The sequence below is a fragment of the Maribacter sp. UBA3344 genome (genome assembly GCF_002362375.1).
GTDB lineage: Bacteria > Bacteroidota > Bacteroidia > Flavobacteriales > Flavobacteriaceae > Maribacter > Maribacter dokdonensis.
Window position 1 is genome coordinate 268,671 of the sequence record NZ_DERI01000009.1, and the last position, 25,759, is coordinate 294,429.

General features: G+C 35.4%; 27 protein-coding genes. 21 read left to right on the top strand and 6 right to left on the bottom strand.

Annotated features, from left to right (window positions below):
• The 20 genes from rpsE (at nucleotide 1) to B2Z27_RS06365 (ending at nucleotide 17,010) form a co-directional block, all read left to right on the top strand.
• A complete protein-coding gene (gene rpsE / locus B2Z27_RS06270) occupies nucleotides 1-525 on the top strand; it encodes a 30S ribosomal protein S5 (protein ID WP_058103817.1) in 525 nt (174 codons plus the stop codon).
• 10 nt (nucleotides 526-535) lie between these two features.
• A complete protein-coding gene (rpmD, locus tag B2Z27_RS06275) occupies nucleotides 536-715 on the top strand; it encodes a 50S ribosomal protein L30 (RefSeq protein ID WP_027064811.1) in 180 nt (59 codons plus the stop codon).
• Between the two features lie 12 nt (nucleotides 716-727).
• Nucleotides 728-1,180, top strand: a complete 453-nt coding sequence (gene rplO / locus B2Z27_RS06280; RefSeq protein WP_058103816.1) for a 50S ribosomal protein L15 — start codon at nucleotides 728-730, stop codon at nucleotides 1,178-1,180.
• 14 nt (nucleotides 1,181-1,194) lie between these two features.
• Nucleotides 1,195-2,538: a preprotein translocase subunit SecY gene (secY, locus tag B2Z27_RS06285; protein WP_058103815.1), complete on the top strand. Its 1,344-nt coding sequence runs from the start codon at nucleotides 1,195-1,197 to the stop codon at nucleotides 2,536-2,538.
• A 3-nt stretch (nucleotides 2,539-2,541) separates the two neighbouring features.
• Entirely contained in the window at nucleotides 2,542-2,757 is a 216-nt protein-coding gene (gene infA, locus B2Z27_RS06290; RefSeq protein ID WP_013305172.1) for a translation initiation factor IF-1, read from the top strand.
• 8 nt (nucleotides 2,758-2,765) lie between these two features.
• Nucleotides 2,766-2,882, top strand: coding sequence for a type B 50S ribosomal protein L36 (ykgO, locus tag B2Z27_RS06295; RefSeq protein ID WP_013305171.1), 117 nt, complete (start codon nucleotides 2,766-2,768; stop codon nucleotides 2,880-2,882).
• Between the two features lie 2 nt (nucleotides 2,883-2,884).
• Nucleotides 2,885-3,259 (top strand): 30S ribosomal protein S13, encoded by a 375-nt coding sequence (gene rpsM, locus B2Z27_RS06300; RefSeq protein WP_036152167.1) that lies wholly within the window; start codon nucleotides 2,885-2,887, stop codon nucleotides 3,257-3,259.
• Nucleotides 3,260-3,268: 9 nt separating this feature from the next.
• On the top strand, nucleotides 3,269-3,661 hold the full coding sequence (gene rpsK, locus B2Z27_RS06305) for a 30S ribosomal protein S11 (protein WP_286812967.1): 393 nt from the start codon (nucleotides 3,269-3,271) through the stop codon (nucleotides 3,659-3,661).
• An 88-nt stretch (nucleotides 3,662-3,749) separates the two neighbouring features.
• Nucleotides 3,750-4,355, top strand: coding sequence for a 30S ribosomal protein S4 (rpsD, locus tag B2Z27_RS06310; RefSeq protein WP_286812968.1), 606 nt, complete (start codon nucleotides 3,750-3,752; stop codon nucleotides 4,353-4,355).
• A 17-nt stretch (nucleotides 4,356-4,372) separates the two neighbouring features.
• A complete protein-coding gene (locus tag B2Z27_RS06315) occupies nucleotides 4,373-5,365 on the top strand; it encodes a DNA-directed RNA polymerase subunit alpha (RefSeq protein ID WP_058103813.1) in 993 nt (330 codons plus the stop codon).
• A 59-nt stretch (nucleotides 5,366-5,424) separates the two neighbouring features.
• The gene (gene rplQ, locus B2Z27_RS06320; protein ID WP_058103812.1) at nucleotides 5,425-5,979 is read left to right on the top strand and encodes a 50S ribosomal protein L17; all 555 of its coding nucleotides are present in this window, start codon (nucleotides 5,425-5,427) and stop codon (nucleotides 5,977-5,979) included.
• A gap of 95 nt (nucleotides 5,980-6,074) precedes the next feature.
• Complete coding sequence (gene carA / locus B2Z27_RS06325; protein ID WP_286812969.1) at nucleotides 6,075-7,202, top strand: glutamine-hydrolyzing carbamoyl-phosphate synthase small subunit; 1,128 nt, start codon at nucleotides 6,075-6,077, stop codon at nucleotides 7,200-7,202.
• 102 nt (nucleotides 7,203-7,304) lie between these two features.
• On the top strand, nucleotides 7,305-8,597 hold the full coding sequence (gene eno, locus B2Z27_RS06330; protein ID WP_074672198.1) for a phosphopyruvate hydratase: 1,293 nt from the start codon (nucleotides 7,305-7,307) through the stop codon (nucleotides 8,595-8,597).
• A 119-nt stretch (nucleotides 8,598-8,716) separates the two neighbouring features.
• Nucleotides 8,717-10,252, top strand: a complete 1,536-nt coding sequence (locus tag B2Z27_RS06335; RefSeq protein ID WP_058103809.1) for a glycogen synthase — start codon at nucleotides 8,717-8,719, stop codon at nucleotides 10,250-10,252.
• 115 nt (nucleotides 10,253-10,367) lie between these two features.
• Nucleotides 10,368-11,654: a citrate synthase gene (locus B2Z27_RS06340; RefSeq protein WP_058103808.1), complete on the top strand. Its 1,287-nt coding sequence runs from the start codon at nucleotides 10,368-10,370 to the stop codon at nucleotides 11,652-11,654.
• A 92-nt stretch (nucleotides 11,655-11,746) separates the two neighbouring features.
• Nucleotides 11,747-12,661, top strand: coding sequence for a dimethylarginine dimethylaminohydrolase family protein (locus B2Z27_RS06345; protein WP_074672204.1), 915 nt, complete (start codon nucleotides 11,747-11,749; stop codon nucleotides 12,659-12,661).
• Nucleotides 12,662-12,680: 19 nt separating this feature from the next.
• Complete coding sequence (gene ctlX / locus B2Z27_RS06350; RefSeq protein WP_286812972.1) at nucleotides 12,681-13,613, top strand: citrulline utilization hydrolase CtlX; 933 nt, start codon at nucleotides 12,681-12,683, stop codon at nucleotides 13,611-13,613.
• A gap of 103 nt (nucleotides 13,614-13,716) precedes the next feature.
• Nucleotides 13,717-14,325, top strand: a complete 609-nt coding sequence (locus B2Z27_RS06355) for a hypothetical protein (protein WP_286812973.1) — start codon at nucleotides 13,717-13,719, stop codon at nucleotides 14,323-14,325.
• Between the two features lie 9 nt (nucleotides 14,326-14,334).
• Nucleotides 14,335-14,829, top strand: coding sequence for a (2Fe-2S)-binding protein (locus B2Z27_RS06360; protein ID WP_058103804.1), 495 nt, complete (start codon nucleotides 14,335-14,337; stop codon nucleotides 14,827-14,829).
• Nucleotides 14,830-17,010, top strand: coding sequence for a xanthine dehydrogenase family protein molybdopterin-binding subunit (locus B2Z27_RS06365; protein WP_286812975.1), 2,181 nt, complete (start codon nucleotides 14,830-14,832; stop codon nucleotides 17,008-17,010).
• Here B2Z27_RS06365 and B2Z27_RS06370 read toward each other — a convergent pair.
• From B2Z27_RS06370 to B2Z27_RS06385, 4 genes are all read right to left on the bottom strand, one after another.
• Nucleotides 17,007-17,873: a lysophospholipid acyltransferase family protein gene (locus tag B2Z27_RS06370; protein ID WP_286812976.1), complete on the bottom strand. Its 867-nt coding sequence runs from the start codon at nucleotides 17,871-17,873 to the stop codon at nucleotides 17,007-17,009. The two genes, B2Z27_RS06365 and B2Z27_RS06370, sit on opposite strands and share 4 nt — an antisense overlap.
• A gap of 117 nt (nucleotides 17,874-17,990) precedes the next feature.
• The gene (locus B2Z27_RS06375) at nucleotides 17,991-19,424 is read right to left on the bottom strand and encodes an SDR family oxidoreductase (protein ID WP_286812977.1); all 1,434 of its coding nucleotides are present in this window, start codon (nucleotides 19,422-19,424) and stop codon (nucleotides 17,991-17,993) included.
• Entirely contained in the window at nucleotides 19,421-19,936 is a 516-nt protein-coding gene (locus B2Z27_RS06380; protein ID WP_286812978.1) for a DUF1648 domain-containing protein, read from the bottom strand. The genes B2Z27_RS06375 and B2Z27_RS06380 overlap by 4 nt, the downstream gene beginning before the upstream one ends.
• Nucleotide 19,937: 1 nt before the next feature.
• Nucleotides 19,938-20,363, bottom strand: a complete 426-nt coding sequence (locus B2Z27_RS06385) for a hypothetical protein (protein WP_091606583.1) — start codon at nucleotides 20,361-20,363, stop codon at nucleotides 19,938-19,940.
• 113 nt (nucleotides 20,364-20,476) lie between these two features.
• On the opposite strand from B2Z27_RS06385, the gene argS reads away from it, so the two are divergent.
• Nucleotides 20,477-22,258, top strand: a complete 1,782-nt coding sequence (gene argS, locus B2Z27_RS06390) for an arginine--tRNA ligase (protein ID WP_286812980.1) — start codon at nucleotides 20,477-20,479, stop codon at nucleotides 22,256-22,258.
• A 2-nt stretch (nucleotides 22,259-22,260) separates the two neighbouring features.
• Here argS and B2Z27_RS06395 read toward each other — a convergent pair whose 3' ends face one another.
• Together B2Z27_RS06395 and B2Z27_RS06400 are read right to left on the bottom strand one after the other, a co-directional pair.
• Nucleotides 22,261-24,780 (bottom strand): TonB-dependent receptor, encoded by a 2,520-nt coding sequence (locus B2Z27_RS06395; RefSeq protein WP_286812982.1) that lies wholly within the window; start codon nucleotides 24,778-24,780, stop codon nucleotides 22,261-22,263.
• Nucleotides 24,761-25,672 (bottom strand): FecR family protein, encoded by a 912-nt coding sequence (locus B2Z27_RS06400; RefSeq protein ID WP_286812983.1) that lies wholly within the window; start codon nucleotides 25,670-25,672, stop codon nucleotides 24,761-24,763. Before B2Z27_RS06400 ends, B2Z27_RS06395 begins: the two co-directional genes overlap by 20 nt.
• Nucleotides 25,673-25,759: the final 87 nt, after the last annotated feature.

A 25,759-nucleotide genomic window follows, 5' to 3' on the forward strand; every position in this document is an offset into this window, starting at 1 on the left:
ATGTTCCAAAAATATAAAAACGTAGAAACTGTTAAGCCAGGTGGTTTAGATTTAAAAGATAAATTAGTTGGTATTCAACGTGTAACTAAGGTAACAAAAGGTGGTAGAGCATTCGGTTTTTCTGCAATTGTTGTTGTAGGTGATGAAAATGGTGTTGTTGGTCACGGTTTAGGTAAATCTAAAGAAGTTGCTACTGCAATTGCCAAAGCAATTGAAGATGGTAAAAAGAATTTAGTGCGTATACCTTTGAACAAAGGTACTTTACCACATGAGCAAAAAGGTAAATTCGGTGGGGCTAGAGTATATATTCAGCCTGCATCTCATGGTACCGGTGTTATTGCTGGTGGTGCTGTAAGATCAGTACTTGAATCAGTTGGTGTGCATGATGTATTGTCTAAGTCTCAAGGTTCTTCAAACCCACATAATGTTGTAAAAGCTACTTTTGATGCTTTATTGCAACTTAGAGATGCAAAAACCATTGCAACACAGAGAGGTGTTTCTTTAGAAAAAGTATTTAAAGGCTAAGAGGAAAATTATGGCAAAGATTAAAGTTACACAGGTAAAAAGTGGAATTAAGAAACCTCAAAATCAAAAAAGAACTTTAGAGGCTCTTGGTTTAAAGAGAATTGGTCAGGTAGTTGAGCATGATGATACTCCTAACATTCTTGGAATGATAAATAAAGTTAAACATTTAGTTTCCACTGAGGAAGCTTAAATTTAGAATAAAATGGGTTTACATAGTCTACAGCCTGCAGAAGGTTCAGTAAATAGAGACGGAAAACGCCTTGGTAGAGGTCAGGGTTCTGGTAAGGGAGGAACTGCTGCAAGAGGGCATAAAGGAGCGAAATCAAGATCTGGTTATTCTAAGAAAATTGGTTTTGAAGGTGGTCAAATGCCTTTGCAACGTCGTGTACCTAAATTTGGTTTTACGAATATTAACCGTAAGAATTACCAAGGTATCAACTTAGAAAAGTTACAAGAACTTGTAGATAATAAAGTTATTACTAATGAGGTGTCTTTAGACATTTTAATTGAGAATGGTTTAGTTGGTAAAAATGATTTAGTGAAAATTTTAGGAAATGGCGAGTTAAAAGCCACTCTTAAAGTTTCAGTACATAAATTTACAGCATCTGCCAAAGCAGCAATTGAAGCAGCAGGTGGTGAAGCAATAAGTTTGTAAGCATAGACGAGAGCATGAAGAATTTTATTGATACAATATCCAATATTTGGAAAATAGAAGAGCTAAGAAATAGAATTCTTATTACACTAGGTCTTTTGTTGGTTTATCGTTTTGGTTGTCAAATCGTACTTCCAGGTATAGATTCAACACAATTAGGTGGGTTAACAGATGGTACTGACCAAGGAATTTTTGGTCTTTTAAATGCATTTACAGGAGGGGCGTTTGCTAATGCTTCTGTTTTTGCATTAGGTATTATGCCGTATATCTCTGCTTCTATTGTGGTTCAGTTGATGGGTATTGCAATTCCTTATCTTCAAAAATTGCAAAAAGAAGGAGAAAGTGGTCGTAAGACCATCAATCAAATCACTAGATGGTTGACTATCGGTATTTGTATTGTTCAAGCTCCTGCTTATTTGTATGGATTAGAAGCCTTTGGTGTTAGGGATAGTGCTTTCTTATTAGGAAAGGGACTTGATTTTATGGTGCCAGCTGTTATTATATTGGTAACAGGTACGGTTTTTGCAATGTGGTTAGGTGAGAAAATTACCGATAAAGGTATTGGTAACGGTATTTCGTTATTGATAATGATTGGTATTATAGCTACTATGCCACAGTCTTTTGTTCAAGAATTTATTTCAAGAACAACAAATAATAATGGTGGACTAATGTTCATTTTAATTGAAGTTATTATTTGGTTCTTGGTTATTTTGGCTTGTATTCTTTTAGTAATGGCTACAAGACAGATTCCTGTACAATATGCAAGACGAACTGCTTCTGGTGGTTATGAAAAGAACATCATGGGATCTAGACAATATATACCATTGAAGTTAAATGCTTCTGGTGTAATGCCTATAATATTTGCTCAGGCAATCATGTTCGTACCTGGTATGATAGGTGGTGCTTTTGATGATACATCTTTTGGACAGTGGATGCAAGTTCAGTTCAGTGATATATTCGGTTGGGCTTATAATTTACTTTTTGCAATATTGATTATAATCTTCACATATTTTTATACTGCTATTACGGTTCCTACCAATAAGATGGCAGATGACTTAAAAAGAAGTGGTGGTTTTATACCTGGAATTCGTCCTGGGAAAGAAACTGGAGATTATTTAGATAAGATTATGTCTTTAATAACGTTACCTGGATCTATTTTCTTAGCTTTGCTGGCTATTTTACCAGCGGTTGTGGTAAAGTTGATGGATGTTCAAGCTGGATGGGCGTTATTTTATGGTGGTACCTCCCTGTTAATTATGGTTGGTGTTGCTATCGATACGGTACAACAGGTAAATTCATATTTGTTGAACAGACATTATGATGGTTTAATGAAAACCGGTAAAAATAGAAAAGTAGCATAATTTATGGCTAAACAGGCAGCAATAGAACAAGATGGATCTATAATTGAAGCATTGTCAAATGCAATGTTTCGTGTAGAATTGGAGAACGGACATGTGGTAACAGCGCATATATCAGGTAAGATGCGTATGCACTATATTAAACTATTACCTGGGGATAAGGTTAAATTGGAGATGAGTCCGTATGACCTTACAAAAGCAAGAATTACATATAGATACTAAGATACAAGATGAAAGTAAGAGCATCAGTTAAAAAGAGAAGTGCCGACTGCAAGATTGTTCGCAGAAAAGGCAGGTTGTACGTAATCAACAAAAAGAATCCTAGATTTAAACAAAGACAAGGGTAATTATGGCAAGAATCGCAGGTATAGATATACCAAAACAAAAGAGAGGTGTTATCGCCTTAACCTACATTTTTGGAATTGGAAGAAGTAGGTCACAAGAAATATTGAGTAAAGCCCAAGTTAGCGAAGATACTAAGGTTTCTGATTGGAATGATGATGAAATAGGACGTATCAGGGAAGCTGTTTCTGAATTTACAATTGAAGGTGAATTACGTTCAGAAACTCAATTGAACATTAAGCGTTTAATGGATATTGGGTGTTATAGAGGAATTCGTCATAGATCAGGTTTACCTTTAAGAGGTCAGCGAACTAAGAACAACTCTAGAACTAGAAAAGGAAAGCGTAAAACAGTTGCTAACAAGAAGAAAGCAACTAAATAATAATTAGGTATGGCAAAGGCAAGTACTAAAGTTACCAAGAAACGTAAAGTTGTAGTTGATTCTGTTGGTGAAGCACACATTAGCGCTTCTTTCAATAATATCATTATCTCTTTGACAAATAAAAAAGGAGATGTTATTTCTTGGTCATCTGCTGGTAAGTTAGGTTTTAGAGGGTCTAAGAAAAATACTCCTTATGCTGCTCAAGTAGCTGCTGAGGATTGTTCAAAAGTTGCTCATGAAGCAGGTTTGAGAAAAGTGAAGGTTTATGTAAAAGGTCCAGGTAATGGTAGAGAATCTGCTATTAGATCTTTACATAATGCAGGTATCGAAGTAACTGAAATCATTGATGTTACTCCAATGCCTCACAATGGTTGTAGACCTCCAAAAAGAAGAAGAGTTTAATTAATTACAAATAATTTCACCGAAAGTGTAATTACGATTATCGAAGGATAAGCCTTAATTCATAATCTCACTTTCAAATTTATAGAAAATGGCAAGATATACAGGACCAAAATCAAAGATCGCTCGTAAATTCGGCGAAGCAATTTTCGGAGACGACAAATCTTTCGAAAAGAAAAATTACCCTCCAGGACAACACGGTAGTAACAGAAGAAGAGGTAAAAAATCTGAGTACTCTGTTCAATTGATGGAGAAACAAAAAGCTAAATATACTTACGGTATTTTAGAGAAACAATTTAGAAACTTATTCCAGACTGCTAAGAGAAAAGAAGGTGTTGCTGGTGAGATTTTACTTCAATTATGTGAGTCACGTTTAGATAACGTAGTTTATAGAATGGGTATATCTCCAACTAGAAGCGGTGCAAGACAATTAGTATCTCATAGACACATTACGGTTAATGGTGAGTTGGTAAACATACCATCTTATTCATTAAAAGCGGGAGATGTTGTTGGTGTTAGAGAGAAATCTAAATCATTACAAAGTATTCAAGATTCATTAGCTGCTAGTAGTGCAGTATATGAGTGGATTTCTTGGAATAGCGAAAAAAAGGAAGGGACTTACGTTTCTATTCCTGAAAGAATGCAAATTCCAGAAAATATCAAAGAACAATTAATCGTGGAGTTATACTCTAAATAAACAACAACGATCCAATTATGGCATTATTTAATTTTCAGAAACCCGATAAAGTAATAATGATCGATTCCTCTGATTTCGAAGGGAAGTTTGAATTTCGCCCTTTGGAACCTGGTTATGGATTAACTGTTGGGAATGCATTAAGACGAGTATTGCTGTCTTCGTTAGAAGGTCATGCAATTACTTCGGTTAGGATAGATAAAGTAGAGCATGAGTTCTCTATGATTCCTGGCGTTGTTGAAGATGTAACAGAGATTATATTAAACTTGAAACAAGTTCGTTTCAAGAAGCAAATAGAAGATTCTGAAGCTGAAGTTGTTTCAATTTCTGTAAGTGGAAAGAATCAATTGACTGCCGGTGATTTTCAAAAATTTATTTCTGGCTATCAAGTATTAAATCCAGATTTGGTTATCTGTAATATGGATGCAAAAGTTAGCATCAATATGGAGATTACTATTGAAAAGGGTAGAGGATATGTTCCTGCGGAAGAAAATAGAAAGTCTGGTGCTCCATTAGGTACTATTGCTGTTGATTCTATTTTTACACCTATTAAAAATGTAAAATATAGTATTGAAAACTTTCGTGTAGAGCAAAAAACCGATTACGAAAAATTAGTTTTTGAAATTTCTTCGGATGGTTCTATTCATCCTAAGGATGCTTTAACAGAAGCCGCAAAAGTTCTTATTCATCACTTCATGTTATTCTCTGATGAGCGTATCACTTTAGAAGCGGATGAAATTGCTCAAACGGAGACGTATGATGAAGAGTCTTTACACATGAGACAATTGTTGAAAACTAAATTAGTAGACATGGATCTTTCTGTTCGTGCTCTAAACTGTTTAAAAGCAGCTGAAGTTGATACTTTAGGAGATTTAGTTTCTTTCAATAAAAATGATTTAATGAAGTTCAGAAACTTCGGTAAAAAATCTTTAACAGAACTTGAAGAACTTGTGATCAACAAGGGGTTAAGTTTTGGTATGGATTTATCAAAATATAAATTAGACAAAGATTAAATAATCATATTTTGCTCCTCGTTCTATCGAGTTTGGTAGCAAGATGATAAAACAAAAATATGAGACACGGTAAAAAAGTTAATCACTTAGGTAGAAAAACAGCGCATAGAAAAGCTATGTTGGCAAACATGGCTTGTTCATTGATTGAACACAAAAGAATCAATACTACTGTAGCGAAAGCGAAAGCTTTAAAACAGTTTGTTGAGCCTTTGATTACTAAATCAAAAGCTGAGAACAATGTAAGTGCTGAAAAGGGTACCCATAACAGACGTATAGTTTTCAAAAACTTACGTGATAAGAATGCTGTTACTGAATTATTCAGTGTGGTTTCTGAGAAGGTAGCCGACAGACCAGGTGGTTATACAAGAATCATTAAACTGGGTAATCGTTTAGGTGATAATGCTGATATGGCAATGATAGAATTGGTTGATTTCAACGAATTATACAATGCTGGTAAGCCTAAGAAAAAATCTACTAGAAGAAGTAGAAGATCTGGCTCTGCTGCTACTGAAGCTCCTGCAGCTGAAAAGGAAGCTAAGGTAGTTGAAGAGACTAAGCCTGAAGCTGAAGCACAAACCGATACAGAAGCTAAGACAGATGATTCAAAGGAATAACATTGTCAATAAATATTAATAATGAAAAAGGATAAGCTATCTAGCTTATCCTTTTTTTTATGTTTTTTTGTTAACGAATAAATTATAAGTACAAGATGAAATATCAAGCAAAAAGAAAAGCATTAATACTACTTGCAGACGGAACTATTTTTTACGGTAAATCTGTTGGTGATAAAGAGGGTACTGCTTTTGGTGAGGTATGTTTTAATACGGGCATGACCGGATATCAAGAAATTTTCACAGATCCTTCATATTTTGGGCAAATAATGGTAACTACTAATGCTCATATTGGTAACTATGGTGTTAATAAAGACGAAATTGAATCTGAATCAATAAAAATCTCTGGATTAGTTTGTAGAAATTTCAGTTATGAATATTCTAGGCCTTTAGCAGATGATAGCCTTCAAGGATTTCTAGAACAGAATGATCTTTTTGCAATTTCAGATGTCGATACTCGTGCATTGGTAAGTTATATACGTGATAACGGAGCTATGAATGCGGTTATATCTACAGATGTGGATAATATTGAAGATCTTAAGAAACGTTTAAGTGAGGTCCCAAGTATGGAGGGTCTTGAACTTGCATCAAAAGTATCTACAAAAGAAGCATATTTTGTTGGTGATGAAAATGCAACTTTTAAAATTGCAGCTTTAGATATTGGGATAAAGAAGAATATTTTAAGAAATCTGGTTAAAAGAGGGGCATATATAAAAGTTTTTCCATACAACAGTAGTTTCGAGGAAATGTCTTCGTGGAATCCTGATGCTTTCTTTATATCTAATGGACCTGGAGATCCAGAACCATTAGTAGATGCTATAGCAGCTGTAAAAAAGATGATTGAAACGGACAAGCCTCTTTTTGGGATTTGTTTAGGTCATCAAGTTTTGGCATTGGCAAACGGTGTTTCTACATACAAAATGCACAACGGCCATAGAGGAATTAATCATCCAATATTGAACTTGGTTACAGGTAAAGGAGAAATAACCTCTCAAAACCATGGTTTTGCAATTAATAGGGAAGAGACGGAAGCAAATTCTAATTTAGAGATTACACATACGCATCTAAATGATAAAACAGTAGCTGGTATAAAAATGAAGAATAAAGATGTTTTTTCTGTGCAATATCACCCAGAAGCTAGTCCTGGTCCTCACGATGCCGATTATCTATTTGATGATTTTTTCAAATTGATAGAGAAAAGTTCAAAACATAACGAAATAGTTTAAATAAACATTATTTAATTGGGAAATCTTGGGTCTAAACAAACCCAATGATTTCCCTGTTTTGTATCTTTACTTTTTAACAAACAACAAATAAAAAGATTAAAAATGAGTATAATTTTAAATGTTCATGCAAGACAGATTTTGGATTCTAGAGGAAACCCAACTGTAGAAGTTGATGTAGTTACAGAAAATGGTGTAATGGGTAGAGCAGCGGTTCCTTCTGGTGCGTCTACAGGTGAGCATGAAGCTGTTGAGTTGCGTGATGGAGGGGAGACTTTCATGGGTAAAGGTGTAATGAAAGCTGTTGATAACGTAAATAGTGTTATTGCTGAAGAAATTTTAGGTATGAACGTGTTTGATCAAAATTTATTAGATCAAACAATGATAGATTTAGATGGTACTCCAAATAAATCTAAATTAGGAGCTAATGCTATTTTGGGTGTTTCTCTTGCTGCAGCTAAAGCTGCTGCAAATGAATTAGGTCTTTCACTCTTTAGATATATTGGTGGTGTTAGCGCTAATACATTACCGGTTCCAATGATGAATATTATTAATGGTGGGTCTCACTCAGATGCACCAATCGCATTTCAGGAATTTATGGTTATGCCTGTTAAAGCAAAAAGCTTTTCACACGCGATGCAGATGGGTACGGAGATATTCCATAATCTTAAAAAGGTGTTACATGACCGTGGACTTAGTACTGCAGTAGGTGATGAAGGTGGTTTTGCGCCAAACCTAGCAGGTGGTACTGAAGATGCTTTGGATACTATTGCAAAAGCGGTTAAAAACGCAGGTTATACCTTAGGTGATGATGTAATGATCGCATTGGATTGTGCTGCAGCGGAATTCTTTGTAGATGGAAAATATGACTACACTAAATTTGAAGGTGAATCTGGTGTCGTTAGAACTTCTGAAGAACAGGCTCAGTATTTAGCTGATCTAAGTGCAAAGTATCCTATTATCTCTATTGAGGACGGTATGGATGAAAACGATTGGGATGGTTGGAAATCTTTAACTGACAAAATTGGAGATAAAGTTCAATTAGTTGGTGATGATTTGTTTGTAACCAATGTTGAGCGTTTGTCTACAGGTATTGAAAAAGGAATCGCAAATTCCATCTTGATCAAAGTAAACCAGATTGGTACATTGACAGAAACAATAGCGGCGGTTAATATGGCTAAAAATGCAGGTTATACTTCAGTAATGTCTCACCGTTCTGGAGAGACTGAAGATAATACTATCGCTGATTTAGCGGTTGCATTGAATACAGGTCAAATTAAAACAGGATCAGCATCAAGGTCTGATCGTATGGCTAAATATAACCAACTACTTAGAATAGAAGAAGAATTGGGGAGTACAGCTTACTACCCTCAAGAAAAAGCCTTTAAATTAGGTTAATTTCTGTGCTAAAATTATAATTAAGCCTTTCTTATTAGAAAGGCTTTTTTTTTTGGCGTACTTCAAAACTTTAACTACCTTTTGAGAATAAACCACATTTAATACCATTTTATTGGCGTATGAATAATTTTCTTTTTGTTTCAGCAGAAAACGATGCTATTCCAGATTGTAAAGCTGGTGGAATGGGTGATGTTGTTAGAGATGTGCCTAGGGAAATTTCGAAACGAGAAGATAAAGTTCACGTTGTCGTACCAGCTTATTCTAGATTACATAAAAACGGAATTTTTAAAACGAAACTAGAATTTAGCTTACGTGGTGTTCCGTATACGGCAGAATTATATGAGGTAATTCCAAAAAGGGTAGATAAAAATATTACCCATTATGTAATTCATCATCCAGAAATCTTAGAAGGTGGAATTGCTCATATTTATCATGATGATCCTACCGAGCCATTTTTTAATGATTTTGTAAAATTCATTATTTTTTGCACTGCTACTGCAGAGGCTATTAAAATTGGAGCTTTTGGTGATCTGGATATTGTGCATATGCATGATTGGCATTCAGCGGCACTTTTGTTTATAAAGACCTATCATCCAAGTTATAATGATCTAAAAAAGATGAGATACGTCTACACTATTCATAATTTGGCTATACAGGGTATTCGTCCCTTTTATAATAATTATGCTTCGGTTAACAATTGGTTTCCAGAAATACAATTGGATCATAATGCCTTAAAGGATTTAAGATATCAAGACTGTATAAATTTAATGGCTGTGGGCATACGCTTGGCAGATGCCGTTCATACAGTATCGCCATCTTATAAAGAAGATGTTCTATTACCTAGTAGAAGACCAGAGTTTATTGGCGGTGAAAGTTTGGAAAATGATTTGTTGAAGGCAGATAATGAAGGTCGTTTATTTGGAATTTTGAATGCGAGTAATTACGGTAATATTAGAGTTGCGGAAAAAGGTCTTTTGTATAGGAATACGGTAAAAGCACTTTTTAGATGGTTGCAAGAAAACTCCAAGAAATACAAAGCTGATTTTTTAGCCCATACTGGTGAAAAAATAATGCAGTATGTAGGAAATAGACCTAAATTTATTGTGTCTAGTGTGGCAAGGCTTACAGAGCAGAAATTTTATTTTTTAAAACGCTCACCAGAGGCGTTTGAAAAGATGCTGGTTAGGCTAAGTGAAGTGGATGGTATTTTTATGCTTTTGGGGACTGGTGATCCTGATTATGAGGAATTCTTTCGTCATATGAGTTATCATCATAAGAATTTTGTTTTTACGAACGGTCAATCAGAAGATTTAATAGATTCTATGTACTTGGAAACCGATCTTTATTTTATGCCAAGTTTGTTTGAGCCCTGTGGTATAAGTCAAATGTTAGCAATGAGAAATGGAAATCCTTGCCTAGTTCATCATACAGGCGGTCTAAAAGATACGGTAGAACATTTAAAAACTGGTTTTGCTTTTAGCGGAAATACCTATGATGAACAGATTAGTAATATGGTGAAGAGCTTTGATGAAGCATTGACTATTTGGGAGCATGATAAAGACACTTGGAAAAAAATTAAATCCAATGCTAAAAAGGTGAGATTTACTTGGGAGAAATCCTTAAATGAGTATTATGATAAACTATATCTGTTGTAATGAAAGCTATTCATAGTACTTATTGTTAATTTTACCCAAAACAGATTTATGAAATTGGTAGACCAATCCTGTTTTGTTAACTTTACGAGGAGTATTTAAAACGTAAAAATTAAAAATGTCAGACAAAGCTATTTTAGAATATAATGGTGAAAAATATGAGTTTCCGGTAATTAAGGGAACCGAAGATGAACTTGCAATAGATATCAAATCATTGCGTTCAGCAACCAAAGGAATGATAACCATAGATCCGGGTTTTAAAAATACAGGATCATGTGAAAGTGCTATTACTTTTTTAGATGGCGAAAAAGGTATTTTACGTTATAGAGGGTATTCAATTGAAGAATTAGCCGAGAAAGCTGATTTCTTAGAAGTTGCCTATGCTTTAATATTTGGAGACTTACCTAACAAGGAGGAACTGGCAAAGTTCCACAAGGATATTAAAGATGAATCTCACGTAGATGAAGAGATGAAGAAGATATTGGATGGTTTTCCAAAGTCCGCACATCCAATGGGTGTTCTATCATCTTTAACAAGTGCACTAATTGCATTTAATCCTTCTACTGTTGATGTAAGTTCAGATGAGGATATGTACCACGCAATTGTACGTATACTTGCAAAATTCCCAGTTCTTGTAGCTTGGACTTTACGTAAAAAGAAAGGTCTTCCATTAGATTATGGAGATGATAGTTTAGGGTATGTTGAGAACATTCATAAAATGATGTTCAAGCGTCCTAACCAAGATTATAAAAAGAATAAAGTTGTCATTGAAGCCTTAGATAAGTTGTTGATATTACATGCGGATCATGAGCAAAATTGTTCTACAAGTACTGTTCGTATCGTAGGTTCTTCACATGCTGGATTATTTGCATCATTATCTGCTGGTATTTCAGCTCTCTGGGGACCACTACACGGTGGTGCGAACCAAGCTGTTTTAGAAATGCTTGAAGCAATTGAAGCGGATGGTGGTGACACCAAAAAATATATGGCCAAGGCTAAAGATAAATCTGATCCGTTCAGATTAATGGGCTTTGGACATAGAGTATATAAGAACTTTGACCCTCGTGCAAAAATCATTAAAGTTGCAGCTGACGAGGTATTGGCAGATTTAGGTATTAATGACCCTATTCTTGATATAGCCAAAGGCTTAGAAAAAGAGGCTTTGGAAGATCAGTACTTTGTGGATAGAAAATTATACCCTAATGTAGATTTCTACTCAGGTATTATTTATAGAGCTTTGGGTATACCAACAGAAATGTTTACAGTTATGTTCGCATTAGGTAGATTGCCAGGGTGGATTGCACAATGGAGAGAAATGAGATTGAATGGTGAGCCAATTGGTAGACCAAGACAAGTATATACTGGTGAAAATTTAAGATCTTTTGTCGAACTTGACAAAAGGTAGATTGCTACCGTTAATAAAAAAACAAAAGCTCTTTTAATTTTAAAGGAGCTTTTTTTTGTGCCAAATTTTAATTTTTATTTAAATAAACACATATGTTACAATTAAATATCAATGATGAGATTTCACCTTTAAAGGCAGTGGTATTAGGTATTGCTAAAAGCTCAGGACCTACACCCACTTTAGAGGAAGCTTATGATCCAAAATCCAAGGAGCATATAAAGGCTGGGACTTATCCGTTAGAAGCTGACATGATTAAAGAAATGGAAGCTTTTAGAGAAGTCTTTGAAAAATATGGTGTAAAGGTTTTTAGACCAGAGGTTCTAGAAGATTGTAATCAGATTTTTACTAGAGATATCGCTTTTGTAATAGAAAATAAGTTGATAAAAGCCAACATCTTACCTGATCGTGAACAAGAGGTTGAGGCTATTTTACACGTACTTGATAAAATAGAGGATGACAACATTCTTACACCGCCTGAGGACGTGCATGTTGAAGGTGGTGACGTAATGCCATGGAACGATTATATTTTTGTTGGTACCTATACAGCGGATGATTATCCATCATATATTACTGCAAGAACAAATAAGGCCGCGGTAGAATATTTAGCTAAACAGTTTCCGCATAAAACTATAAAGTCGTTTGAGCTTCGCAAGTCCAATACAGTAGCTAAAGACAACGCTTTACATTTAGATTGTTGTTTTCAGCCTTTGGGTAAAGGGAAAGCTATTATTCATAAAAACGGATTTTTGGTTGAGGAAGAGTACCAATGGTTGGTTGATTTTTTTGGAAAAGAAAATGTTTTTGAAATAGATGCCTTAGAAATGTACCATATGTATAGCAATGTATTTTCTATTTCACCAGATGTTGTAGTATCTGAACGCAACTTCACCCGTTTGAATAATTGGTTAAGAGAACAAGGCTTTACGGTAGAAGAGATTCCGTATGGCGAAATATCAAAACAAGAGGGTTTATTACGCTGTAGTACTTTACCCTTAATTAGAGTATAATTTAAATAAATGTACCCCTATGCAAATTACTAACACTATACTAATGATTCGCCCTGTGTCATTTAGAATGAATGAGCAAACGGCTGTCAATAACTACTTTATGGAGGATATTGACTTGAAGAATCAAGAAATTAACAAGAAGGCCCAAGAGGAGTTTGATGCTTTTGTGGTAGAATTAAGAAATAAAGGAGTAAACGTAATCGTTGTTCAAGATACTAAAGAGCCTGATACCCCAGACAGTATTTTTCCAAATAATTGGATATCATTTCACGCAAATGGTACCGTTGGTGTCTACCCAATGTTCGCAGAGAACAGAAGAAATGAAAGGCGCGATGATATTTTTGATATTCTAGAATCTAACGGTTTTAAGATCAATGATGTTGTTGATTATACTTCTGCCGAAGAGGAAGAATTGTTTCTTGAAGGCACAGGTAGCATTCTTATAGATCGCGTAAATAAAAAAGCATATTGCGCATTGTCTGAACGTGCAGATGAAGAATTGTTTATTGAGTTCTGTGAAGATTTCGATTTTTTTCCGGTAATATTTACCGCAAACCAGTCTGTAGACGGTAAAAGATTACCAATTTACCATACTAACGTAATGATGGCACTGGCAGAAAATTTTGTAATTATCTGTGCAGATTCTATTGATGATAAGAAGGAAAAAAAGAATGTGTTAGATCATCTTAAAAAAGATGGTAAAGAGATTATTACGATTACCGAGCAGCAAATGCATCATTTTGCTGGTAATATGTTGCAGGTTTTGGGTAGCGAAGATAAAAGATATATGGTGATGAGCTCAGCTGCATTTCATAGTTTGACCAAAGAGCAGATTACTAAAATAGAAAACCATTGTTCAATTTTACATAGTTCTTTACATACTATTGAAACCTGTGGTGGTGGTAGTGCCCGTTGCATGATGGCTGAAGTTTTTCTACCAAAAGAATTATGATACTTGTTACCCTATTAAAATAATTAAACTTAATGGGGTAACATTTTTAAACTGTATTCGCTATCTTCATAGAGATTGAAGCTATTTAGAATTCAAAGTCTTTATGAGGTTAAAAGCAATTTATATTTTATTGGTATTCTCTTTTGCAGGATTTATTCTTGTATGGGCAAGCTCACCTATAATTACTGATTATGAAATTATAGAAGAAAAGGCTCTTTCTAATCAAAATGATGATGACTTCAATACAATGATGAATGTACTTACCCATCAACGTTGTGTAAACTGTCACCCAAATGATCATATTCCCAAACAAGGAGACGATAGTCATCCACATTATTTTGATATGGCAAGAGGTGAAGACGATCATGGTTTTGAGGCTACCAATTGCAATACTTGTCATCAGTCAGAAAATAATGTGAATTCAGGTGTGCCAGGTGCACCACATTGGGGGTTGGCTCCGGCATCAATGGCTTGGGAAGGACTCACTAGAACTGAACTAGCTGAGCGTTTGTTAGATAAAACCACCAATGGCAATAGAAGTCACGCAGCGCTTGTTAAGCATATGACAGAAGATGAGTTGGTACTTTGGGCTTGGGAACCCGGGGTAGATGCGGATGGTGATCCACGTACTTTGCCACCGGTTTCAAAAGAAGATTTTAAAAATGCGGTAGAAAATTGGTTTGCTAACGGGGCGGTTATTCCTGTAAAATAATATATCTATATGAAAATTTCCTTAACGGTTAACGGAGCTGTAAGATCAATTGATATTGCAGATGATAATACGCCATTGCTTTGGGTCATAAGAGATACGTTAAATTTAAAAGGAACAAAATTTGGCTGTGGAAAAGCGGCTTGCGGCGCATGTACATTACATGTAGATGGAGAGGCAGTGCGTTCTTGTTCGTATCCGGTGAAATTTGCAAATGGTAAAAATGTAACTACCATAGAGGGGTTAGGAAATAGAGATCGTCCACACCCCGTACAGCAAGCTTGGATTGAAGAAATTGTTCCTCAATGTGGCTATTGTCAACCCGGTTTTATGATGGCAACGGCGGCACTTTTAAATAAGGTTCCCAATCCGTCAGATGAAGATATCGATAATAATATTATTAACGTATGCCGTTGCGGTACGTATTATAGAATGCGAAAAGCAATACATAAGGCAGCTAAGTTGCAAGCAAACATGGATATTGAATCAGTTAAAGAGGAGAAGTAAATGGCTGATAAAAAAAATGGTTCAAAAAAAGTATCTAGACGTAAATTTTTAATCAAGGGCGGTCTAGGTGCTATTGGAGTGGTTGCCATTGGTACCTACATCTTTAGAAACCCGATACGGCGACAAATTTTAGGTGTGGTAAATTCATTGGAAGCACCTTATACCGACAATACAGACCAGCCTATGGTTTGGTTTGAGGTAAATTCAGATAATACAATAGTATTACACTCTCCTAAAATGGAAATGGGCCAAGGAACTTTTACGGGTATTGCTCAAATGGCAGCGGAAGAACTTATGGTTGGTATTGAGCAAATACATGTGGTTCACGCTGCTTCGGCGACAGGTAATGTAGATAGCTTTGCTACTGGCGGAAGTACATCGATATCTGGATTGTGGCAACCGCTTAGAGAGTTGGCTGCAATGTTGCGGGTAATGCTTTCAAATGAAGCTGCTCGCAAAATGAATATAAATGTAGAAGAACTTACCATAGATAAAGGAATCATTTCTGGTGCAGGTGATAAAATGACCTACGCCCAAGTTGCGGAGGGGGTTGTAGATTGGGAGATTCCAGATGTTCCCGTTTTAAAGGATGCTAAGGATTACAAATATATTGGTAAGCCTATTTCTAGAGTGGATTTGGATGCTAAGGTATACGGAGATCCTATTTTTGGAATGGATGCAGAAATGCAGGGAATGCTCTATGGAGCGGTGGTAAGACCAACTAAAATAGGAGCAACATTTGTAAGTGCGGACATTAAAGAGGCAGAGGGTATGCCCGGTGTCGTTAAGATTATTGTTGAAAATGATTTTGTAGGTGTAATTGCAAATTCTATCATTGAAGCTGAACATGCGAAAGAGGCTATTAAGGTTGTTTGGGAAAGTTATGAGGATTTAAGCACGGCAGATATTATAGGAATGATGACCGTTGGTAATGGTAATTCCATGGTCATACAAAAGAAAGGTCAATCACTTGTCGAAGATGATGATTTTGAAACTTTGGAGTTTAGAAGTCCGATCGGTGCTCACGCACAAATTGAACCAAACGGAGTTGTTGCCTATGTAGAAGGAGATAAGGCTACCGTTAAAATTTCAACCCAAGTGGTAAGTATTACCAGAAAAGAGGTTGCCAAACGTTTAAATATAGATGTTGAAAACGTCAATATCATACCTACTTATTTAGGAGGTGGTTTTGGTAGAAGATTACATACTCCACATGCGGTGCAAGCTGCTTTAATGTCAAAAGCTGTAGGTAAACCTGTAAAATATTTTTTTAGTAGAAAAGAAGAGTTTCAGCATGATATGTTTCGCCCTCCCACGCACCATGTGATTAAGGGTAAGCTGAATGCGGAAGGTTTTTTAGAAGCTCTTGAACATGATTTCGTAAGTGGTGATGTTGCAACTGATTCTGCTTTAATTCCTAATGCACTAACTAATTTTTTAGGTGCCGATGTAGGTGCTATACGTGGTGGTTTTATACAATATACGGCTGTTCCAAATTTTAAGGCGGTTCATTGGCATGTTACCTTACCATTTGCGACCAGTTGGTGGCGCAGTCTTGGGTTGTTGGCGAATACCTTTGCCATGGAGAGTTTTATGGATGAAATGGCTATTAAGGCAAAGAAAAATGCAGTAGATTTTAGGTTGGCACTAATTGGGGATGATGCCATTGATGTTCGTTTAAAAAACGTTATTCGGGCGGCAGCTGAAAAAGCGAATTATACAGAAGATATTATTGGTGGTAGGGCTATGGGTTTTGCAGCTTCTATAGATGCAAATACGCCTTGTGCACAGGTTGCTGAGGTTTCAGTGGTTGGCAATGAAATAATTGTGCGTAAAGTCACCGTGGCCATGGACCCTGGGTTGGCGGTTAATCCTGATCAGATTCGTGCTCAGTGTGAAGGTTGTGTAATTATGGGTATGAGTGCTGTTTTGTACGAGAAAATGGAAGTGGAAAATGGCGAATTAACACCTACGATCTATGGTCCTTATCAAATGGCTTTAATGAAAAATGCTCCAAAAGAAATAGATGTAGTTTTGTTGCAAGGAAAAGATACACCGGGGGCAGTGGGCGAACCTCCATTAGGACCAATTGGTGCAGCTATAGCAAATGCGGTTAGAAGATTGACCGGAGAAAGGCTGACCGAATTGCCCCTTAAAATTTCTAAAAATAACCTGAGCTAATAGGTAATACCATCTCTTTTCCACCTTTTGTGGGTCCACAAATATAGTTCTGGATACTTTTGTATGACCTCTTCTAATTTATGGGCATAGGTATCTATAATATTTTGTTCGTCTAAATTAGATGCGGAATTAACAATTGTTTCAAAGAATAGTTCATACGTGCCACGCTTTATTTTCTTCAAATAAGGGAGGAATATTATGGAATCTGTCTTTTTGGCAATTTTTGCGGCTCCAGTAAAAAAAGAAGTATGCTGATTAAAAAATTGGGTTTGGGATTTACCGGATTTTCCTAAAGGACTTTGATCTCCAATTACACAATTCATAGAGACTACGTTATTGTTTTTTAAGTGTAATAAGTGTCTGTACCCTTTATTGCTTGGAATACAATGCACATTAAATCGTTCTCGCATTAAAATGAATAAGTCGTTGAAATATGTGTTTGATAAGGGTTTGTATAAAGTATTGCAGTTTACTTCTAGAAATAAAGGAACCGTAGTAAGCCATTCCCAATTGCCTTGGTGTGCAGTGTACAGCATTATATTTTCATTATTTTTAAGATGATCGGTCAATTGGGATAAGTTATTGATCTTAAATCTGTTTTCAATCTCACTTGGTTTTATCGTTAATAATTTTATTGACTCAAAGAACATATCACAAAAATGCTGGTAGAATTTTTTTGCAATGCTGTTTATTTCTTTCTCTGATTTGTGGGGAAAAGCAAGATGCAAGTTTTTACACACTACTTTTTTTCTGTAGCCAAGTATATAATACGTTAAAAAGTAAGTAATGTCAGATATCATATATAACATCCAAAAAGGTAGAATGGACAATACATAAAAAGGGAAAAAACGTAAATATTTCATCTTCAAAATATTAAAAGCATTGATCAATACAGCTTAAATAGGTGTACAATACTAGTCGTAAAATTGAAATGAATATTACCTTAAAAAATAAAAAAATAACGCTTTAGCATGTGGAATTTAGTTGTGGTCCGTTTTAGCAATATTACTGATCATGCCGCCAAAAATAAAATAATGAAAGGGCACAATGCTGTACCAGTATAACCTGCCTCGTAATCCTCTAGGTCTAAAGGTTGCGGTTTGGTGCAATATGTTGTTCTCGTCAATCTTAAACTCTAGCCAAGCCTCTCCGGGCAGCTTCATTTCTGCAAACAATAGAAGTCTTTTTGCGTTTTTATCGGCCAATAGAACTCTCCAGAAATCCAATGCGTCTCCAGCGAATATTTTGTCTGGGTGTGTTCTTCCTCTTCGTAATCCTACGCCGCCCCAAATCTTATCTAAAAAACCCCTGATTTTCCATAGCCAATTTCCGTAATACCAACCGGTTTCGCCACCAATTCTCCAAATACGTTCCAAGACTTCTTCTGGATTTTTTACCTTAATCTGTTTGTAATCTTTGAGTACGCCATATTTTGGAACTTGAATATGTTTTTCAAGGTTTTCTAAAAAACGACCACTGATCATACTGTCTTTCCAACTGCTGATCACTAAATTTTGTTCTATCTTTTTAAAGGCAAGGTCAATGGCCTCTTTGTAGGTATGTGGTTCAATACCAAGTATTTCTTGCAATCTAGTGTCTTTTGCTATGACTTCAATTTTCATGCTATCCACTAGGTTCAACGCTAATTTATATGAAGTTGAGGTTACAAAATAGAGCCAATATGATGACAATTTTGGAGTCATCACAGGTACTGTCCAAATCCAGTTTTTGAATCCTCGCACTTCGGCATATTTATGCAACATATCTTTATAGCTAAGTACATTTGGACCCGCTATATCAAATGAGTCGTTATAGGTTTTTTCATGTCCTAGTACTCCGGTTAAAAAGGCTATAACATCTCTTATGGCAATGGGTTGCGTTTTTGTCAACACCCATTTTGGCGTAATCATAACGGGCAGTTTTTCACATAGGTCACGTATAATTTCGAAAGAAGAACTTCCTGATCCTACAATGATACCTGCCCTTAAAACCGTTAAATTATATTTTCCTTGATACAGAATGTCCTCCACATTTTTGCGTGATTGTAAATGTTTTGAGAGTTTTTCATCATTGACAATACCGCTTAAATAAATAACTTGCTTAATATTTGTGTTGTTTACGTACTTATTGAAGTTAATGGCGGTTTTTGCTTCCATGTCATCAAAATCTTGGGTAGATGAGCTCATGGAGTGTATAAGGAAGTACGCGGCGTCTATATCCTTTGGTACAATATTTTCTTTAGGTTCTTCTAAAAAATCAATCTCTATGATTTGAATATTACTTCTAATTTCTTTGTCTACAGATAGTCTGCTTTCATCACGAACCGCACAAACAATTTCATGTCCCATTTCTAAGAGCTGCGGTAGTAAGCGCATGCCTATATAACCATTGGCACCTGTGAGCAGTATTTTCATTTCTTAGGAGTTTTATACATTTTAAATATGTAAAAAAATGGTATTATAGTTATACTGATTACCGTAACTATGGATAAACTTGAGAATTTAAAACCTAAGTTAATGTCATGTGCTTGTAAAATGATCTCTATGATTATTGGGGTAGCTATAATTGCTATCAATACGTTAATATAGACCAACATTTTTAATGATGTTTTATAAATTTCTGGAGCATTTTCATCCGTTACTTTTATAGGGTAGTTCATGTTCCATAGATTTATATTTTTAATTACCAGATAAAGAATAAAATAAATTATTGAATTTAAGATTGGAAATGTCCAAATAGTACTTTTGGTACCAAATCCGTCCACCTCTCCTTTATAATTAAAATGAGCGGGAATTATATCAGGTAAATTGGTATAGGATATGCCCACGATAATAAAGTTTATAGCTATAATTAGCCATCCTAAAGTAATTAGCCTTTGTTGGTATTTGGTTAGTTTTATTTTTAGTTTGGGTAAATTTGATGACATATTACAAATCTTCAATTGATGTAGGCGCGTTATCCGCTTTGTAGTCCATGATTTTTTTAAAGAATTTCTGTACCGCCTTGGTATCAGAGGCCACTTTTATAAAATATTGATCGCGGTAAATGGAGTAAACCGAAGCTTGCCCTTTGTATATAGATAGTTTATAGTAGGGTATGATCAATGCATATGTTTCTAAAAGTGATCTAAACCCTATAATAATTCCATTTGGCCTCATCTCTATATTACAAACATCCCTATTGCTGTCTAATATGAGAAGATTTCTAATTTCAATGCTTGTCTCCGTAATGATCAGTTTTGGTGACCCAATGCCGTTCATGGCCCATCTTTCTTTTAAGGTAAAAGGCTTGCCTACTTCTTCCTCAATTTTTTTAGTGACGGCTTTATTATTGTAGGATACGTTTAACAGCATGCAATTTTTTGTACAGTTTTACTAAAGTTAACGAAATACCGCATGAATGCCACATCTGTTTACCCTTAAAGCATAAAAAATCATTAATTTTGCAGGCTTAATTAAACGTTTTGATGAATATTCAAGAGGTACTATCAGTTAAAGTAAAAGAAGCGGTAAAATCTATTTTTGATAAGGATTTGCCAAATGTGGAATTTCAACCTACCCGTAAGGATTTTGAGGGAGATATTACTATTGTGGTTTTTCCAATGTTACGTGTAGTGAAAGGAAACCCAGTGCAAATTGGGGAGCAAATTGGTGCATATTTAGAAGAACACATAGATGAGGTTGCCGGCTTTAATGTGATTAAAGGATTCTTGAATATTGTTATAAACGATTCTTTCTACTTGAATTTTTTCAATTCGATCTCAACCATACCCAATTATGGTTATGTGCAAGAGTCGGATGATGCCGTTATGGTAGAGTACTCTTCGCCAAACACTAATAAGCCATTACACTTGGGTCATATTAGAAATAACTTATTAGGATATTCCGTTGCGGAAATTTTAAAGGCATCGGGTAAAAAAGTATATAAAACTCAAATTATCAATGACCGTGGTATTCATATCTGTAAAAGTATGGTGGCTTGGCAAAAGTTCGGAAATGGGGAGACACCCATATCAACCGGACTAAAAGGCGATAAGCTGGTTGGTAATTACTATGTAGCTTTTGATAAAGCTTATAAAGAACAAATAGCGGATTTAGTTGCTAAGGGAATTGATAAAAAGGTTGCTGAAAAAGAAGCTCCTATCTTGTTAGAAGCTCAAGAAATGCTTTTAAAATGGGAAGCTGGTGATCCTGAAACCGTAACCTTATGGAAAACCATGAACGGTTGGGTATATAAAGGTTTTGAAGTTACCTATAAGAATTTAGGAGTAGATTTTGATACGCTATATTATGAAAGTGATACCTACCTTTTAGGTAAGGATGTTGTTGCGGAAGGATTAAAGAAAGGAATATTTTTTAAGAAAGAAGATGGTAGTGTTTGGATCGATTTGACCGAAGATGGATTGGATGAGAAAATTGTTCTTCGTTCAGATGGCACTGCGGTCTATATGACCCAGGATATTGGTACCGCCATACAACGTGTTAAAGATCATCCAGATGTTAATGGTATGGTGTATACTGTTGGTAATGAGCAAGATTATCACTTCAAGGTTTTGTTTTTAATTCTGCAAAAACTTGGTTTTTCTTGGTCAAAAAAACTGCACCACCTAAGTTATGGTATGGTAGATTTGCCTAGTGGGAAAATGAAGAGTAGGGAAGGCACCGTTGTAGATGCCGATGATCTTATGGCAGATATGACCCAGACCGCTGCTAATATTTCTGAGGAACTTGGTAAGCTAGAGGACTATAACGAAGAAGAAAAGCAGACGCTTTACCAAATGATAGGTTTGGGCGCTTTAAAGTACTATATTCTTAAAGTAGATCCTAAAAAGAGAATCTTGTTCGACCCAGAAGAGTCGGTAGATTTTCAAGGTAATACAGGACCTTTTATTCAGTATACCTATGCTCGTATTCAATCTATTTTGAGAAAGGCAGAAAGTATGGGTATCAATATTTCTGAAGATGCCAAAGTTTCTGAGTTACATTCAAAAGAAAAGGAATTGATCAAACAGCTTCAACTATTTCCAGAGACCATTCAATTGGCTGCAGATAATTTTAGTCCGGCATTGATTGCTAATTTTACCTATGATCTGGTAAAGGAATTTAATTCTTTCTATCAACAGGTTTCCATATTGGGAGAGGTAGATGAAGCTAAGAAAGTATTACGAGTTCAATTATCTAAAAAGGTTGCCCAGGTTATACAAGATGCATTCAAATTATTAGGCGTAGAGGTTCCTGAGCGTATGTAATTTTAAAAATTGATTCGTACGCTGGCATTGGGGGTTATACCTAATGAGATACGCTCAATAGTTTCAATGGTATTATCGTCTAGTAGTCTGTAATAGGTGTTTAATGTATTACGTCTGTTGGTGAAATTTAATACGGATACTCCAAAGATTATATTCATTTTATCATCAAATTTTAGGGTGTAATTTGCTGATGTATCTGCCCTAAAGTATTCTGATAATCTACTGCTATTTGGTTCTTCGTAATTTATTTCAGCAGGAAAAACGGTTTGATCTATTGGGTCGTTTTCGTCTGGTCGGGTAAAAGGTTTTCCCGATTTGTAATTAATGCCCATTCCTATTTTTAAATTACCAACGGTATAGTTTCCTGCAAGTGTAATAGCGTGTCTTACATCTAAATTGTTCGGAAATGTTGCAGGATCCAAAACATTGAACGTGTAGTCGTTTTTGTTGAAGGTGTAACTAAGCCAAGCACTATAATCGTTATTCTTGGTGTTGATCAGAAATTCAGCTCCTTTAACTGTATAAGATCCAATTTCACCATTAAACTGATTCTGATTTTGAAAACCTTGTGTGTATACGTTGATACCATTTACTTCCTTGTAAAAAGCATCTATGCCCACATATAATTTATTGATATCATAATTGAAACCAATAGACCCCTGTTTACTTCTTGTAATGGGCAGCGCATCACCATCAGATAAAATCCACCTTCTTTTTTCAATACCTAAAAAGTTTTGTTCTAAATCTATGATCTGATTGGTAACCTGACTTTTGTATTCCCCTAATACTTCCGTATTAAAATTTGGTAGTAGCTCATAACTGATATTGATGCGAGGTTCAAAAATGAATTCTTGAAACGTATCCAGGTTTTCTATATAGTTCAAACGACCACCAATGAATCCGTTGAGTCTCTCATCTTTTGAATTATAGTTTATTTCAGTGAATATACCATGTTTACGGATAACCCCTTTTATGTTACTTTCAAATGGAGGCTGATTAACATTTGTAGTGTTTTCAATTCCTGTTTCGGTAAATTCATAACCGTTTGTCCATTTAAGATTTTGTCTTAATAGGTAATTGGTTACAAGTTTTATGTTAGATTCTTTTACTAGATTATTTTGGATTAGTCGTTGTGCGTCATTGTTTGATATAGATAGGGCATCCAGATCATATTGAGTGTAATAGGCACTTAATTGTGATGTAAGATTACCTGTCCATTCGCTTTGTAATTCACTACCAATTGAAAAATTATCTTGATTTAGATTACTGCGGTTTGGTGCAGTGCTGTTTTCAACCGATTCAAAATAGTTTAGATTATTACTCATGGTAATCATACTGGTGCTCACCTTGTGGTATGGGTTTATTTCATAGATGAATTTGGTGGTGAAATCATAAAAATAAAATTCACTCTCTTGATTTACTTCTGAATCTTGAAAGGCTTTTTCTGAGAAGGTAGTGTAGGTTGGAGTGTTAAGGAAATCGGTATATGATCTACGGGCAGAAACTTGTAATGCTGATTTTTTACTAATTGGAATTTCACCAAAAACATCACCCGAGATTAAATTTACACCAGCTCCGCCATTGAAATTTAAAGGTAATTTGCCCATAGATGTTATGCTCAAGGTACCACTTACGCCATCACTAAATATGGCTGAGGTTCCATTTTTTATGATCGTTACGTTTTCTGTAACATAAGGGTTGAATGCAGATATTAAGCCAAAGAAATGTCCCGTTTGATACATTTTTATCCCGTCCCACAGAATAAGGTTCTGGTCATTGGTACCTCCTCTTATATTAATATCTGAAACAGTTTCATCAACACTTTTAATACCTGGTAAAGCCTGTACCGTTTGTAAAATATCTGGTTCACTAACACCTGGTAGAATGCCAAATTTTGATGGATTAATTTCAATACTGGAGTTGTCAAGCTTCTGTAAACCTGTAGTCAAAAATTGTGTTACAATGACTTCATCTAATTCTTGGTAACTCAGGGGCAAGGCAACAATGTTGCATTCTGCAGCGTTAATGAATTCTTTTGCTTTTAAGAAGGTAGGTTTGTAACCTAAATGTTTGATCTGAATTATTGCATTAATAGGAACATTGTCAAAACTGAACGAGCCATTTTCTTTTGTGATACCAGATAAGTTGGTCCCATAAATTTCAATAGTGGCACCGGGTATGGTATTCTCTTCGAAATTATCGAAAACAAAACCGCATATAGAAACAGTGGTGGCTTTGGTTAAGGTATAATAGCGATCATTAAGTTTATTAATGGTGATCCCTGTTGTATTGTTAATTTGTTTTATGATGGCTTCAAGTGAATTAGAATCAGGTGGCGGTATTTGTACGGTATCAACATCACTGTCGGCAAAAGAGAATTTTACATCATAGATCTTTTCTAATTCAGTAAGCACATTGCGCAATTGCACCAATTTTTTTGGTGAATTCTGTGCATAGCTATTTAAGCCGAATATCAGCACAAAAAATAAATAAGAAAGAGTTTTAAGGTGCTTCTTCTGCATAGAACAGCACTTTGTTCCCATCTAAGTTAAACTTAATTTGTAAAGGAACACTTATACTTTGCAGGGCAAGTTCTAGATTTTTGTTGCTAAAAGTACCCGTAAAAAGTTGAGTGGTATCAATATGTTCTGTGCTAATCTCAATATCATATTGTCTTTGAAGTTCATCTAAAACATAATGTAACGGTATACTTTGAAAAGAACTTTCCTTTGACAACCATGTAGGTTCGCCATTTACGGTAGCTTTAGATTTTCTACTATTGCCGGCAATAGTCAAAATTGAATTGCCTGCAGGTAATTTTGTTTCATTGCCATTAATGGTAACGCTAACCAAACCCTCAAAACAGGTTACTTCAAAATAATCTTTTCTATTTTCTACATTGAACTGGGTGCCTAAAACGGTAACCAGGCCTTGGGAGGTATGAACAGTAAATTTTTCTCCCTTGGCAACTTTAAAATACGCTTCGCCATCAAGGTCTACGTTTCTGTTAGAGTCCCATTTTTTTTCGTTAAAAGATAGTTCAGAGGCTGCATTCAAAATAACCTCAGAATTATCTGGTAGGGTTATGAATTTGTTTTCTGCATATGTTGTCGTAAAAGACTCGTTCAAAGTACTAAGGTAAAAGAAAGACCCGGCCAATAATACCGCAATGACCGCTGCAACACGTAGAAATGTCTTGAACGGAGTTAAAACAAAAACTTTAGGTGTTTCTGTAGTTTTACGTTGTTCAATAGTATTCCATGCTTTTTCTTTATCAAATTCAGGTGATTCTAATTTTGATGCGGACTCTTTTATTTTTCTATATGTTTCGTATGCTTCAGATTTCTCGAACTCTGCCAACTCGGCATCGGTCAGTTCATCATTAAGCCATTTTGCTAAGTAATTGTCTTGCATATTTTTAGCTTTGTTTTAGTATAACAACTAAGTTTTTGAAAACCCTACTTTTATGTTACGTATCAAGTACTAAGTACTTTATCTAAT

Bases quoted from the DNA above. Each gene is read 5' to 3' on its own strand.
- rpsE (WP_058103817.1), top strand. From the start codon at position 1: ATGTTCCAAAAATATAAAAACGTAGAAACTGTTAAGCCAGGTGGTTTA.
- rpmD (WP_027064811.1), top strand. From the start codon at position 536: ATGGCAAAGATTAAAGTTACACAGGTAAAAAGTGGAATTAAGAAACCT.
- rplO (WP_058103816.1), top strand. From the start codon at position 728: ATGGGTTTACATAGTCTACAGCCTGCAGAAGGTTCAGTAAATAGAGAC.
- secY (WP_058103815.1), top strand. From the start codon at position 1,195: ATGAAGAATTTTATTGATACAATATCCAATATTTGGAAAATAGAAGAG.
- infA (WP_013305172.1), top strand. From the start codon at position 2,542: ATGGCTAAACAGGCAGCAATAGAACAAGATGGATCTATAATTGAAGCA.
- ykgO (WP_013305171.1), top strand. From the start codon at position 2,766: ATGAAAGTAAGAGCATCAGTTAAAAAGAGAAGTGCCGACTGCAAGATT.
- rpsM (WP_036152167.1), top strand. From the start codon at position 2,885: ATGGCAAGAATCGCAGGTATAGATATACCAAAACAAAAGAGAGGTGTT.
- rpsK (WP_286812967.1), top strand. From the start codon at position 3,269: ATGGCAAAGGCAAGTACTAAAGTTACCAAGAAACGTAAAGTTGTAGTT.
- rpsD (WP_286812968.1), top strand. From the start codon at position 3,750: ATGGCAAGATATACAGGACCAAAATCAAAGATCGCTCGTAAATTCGGC.
- B2Z27_RS06315 (WP_058103813.1), top strand. From the start codon at position 4,373: ATGGCATTATTTAATTTTCAGAAACCCGATAAAGTAATAATGATCGAT.
- rplQ (WP_058103812.1), top strand. From the start codon at position 5,425: ATGAGACACGGTAAAAAAGTTAATCACTTAGGTAGAAAAACAGCGCAT.
- carA (WP_286812969.1), top strand. From the start codon at position 6,075: ATGAAATATCAAGCAAAAAGAAAAGCATTAATACTACTTGCAGACGGA.
- eno (WP_074672198.1), top strand. From the start codon at position 7,305: ATGAGTATAATTTTAAATGTTCATGCAAGACAGATTTTGGATTCTAGA.
- B2Z27_RS06335 (WP_058103809.1), top strand. From the start codon at position 8,717: ATGAATAATTTTCTTTTTGTTTCAGCAGAAAACGATGCTATTCCAGAT.
- B2Z27_RS06340 (WP_058103808.1), top strand. From the start codon at position 10,368: ATGTCAGACAAAGCTATTTTAGAATATAATGGTGAAAAATATGAGTTT.
- B2Z27_RS06345 (WP_074672204.1), top strand. From the start codon at position 11,747: ATGTTACAATTAAATATCAATGATGAGATTTCACCTTTAAAGGCAGTG.
- ctlX (WP_286812972.1), top strand. From the start codon at position 12,681: ATGCAAATTACTAACACTATACTAATGATTCGCCCTGTGTCATTTAGA.
- B2Z27_RS06355 (WP_286812973.1), top strand. From the start codon at position 13,717: ATGAGGTTAAAAGCAATTTATATTTTATTGGTATTCTCTTTTGCAGGA.
- B2Z27_RS06360 (WP_058103804.1), top strand. From the start codon at position 14,335: ATGAAAATTTCCTTAACGGTTAACGGAGCTGTAAGATCAATTGATATT.
- B2Z27_RS06365 (WP_286812975.1), top strand. From the start codon at position 14,830: ATGGCTGATAAAAAAAATGGTTCAAAAAAAGTATCTAGACGTAAATTT.
- B2Z27_RS06370 (WP_286812976.1), bottom strand. From the start codon at position 17,873: ATGAAATATTTACGTTTTTTCCCTTTTTATGTATTGTCCATTCTACCT.
- B2Z27_RS06375 (WP_286812977.1), bottom strand. From the start codon at position 19,424: ATGAAAATACTGCTCACAGGTGCCAATGGTTATATAGGCATGCGCTTA.
- B2Z27_RS06380 (WP_286812978.1), bottom strand. From the start codon at position 19,936: ATGTCATCAAATTTACCCAAACTAAAAATAAAACTAACCAAATACCAA.
- B2Z27_RS06385 (WP_091606583.1), bottom strand. From the start codon at position 20,363: ATGCTGTTAAACGTATCCTACAATAATAAAGCCGTCACTAAAAAAATT.
- argS (WP_286812980.1), top strand. From the start codon at position 20,477: ATGAATATTCAAGAGGTACTATCAGTTAAAGTAAAAGAAGCGGTAAAA.
- B2Z27_RS06395 (WP_286812982.1), bottom strand. From the start codon at position 24,780: ATGCAGAAGAAGCACCTTAAAACTCTTTCTTATTTATTTTTTGTGCTG.
- B2Z27_RS06400 (WP_286812983.1), bottom strand. From the start codon at position 25,672: ATGCAAGACAATTACTTAGCAAAATGGCTTAATGATGAACTGACCGAT.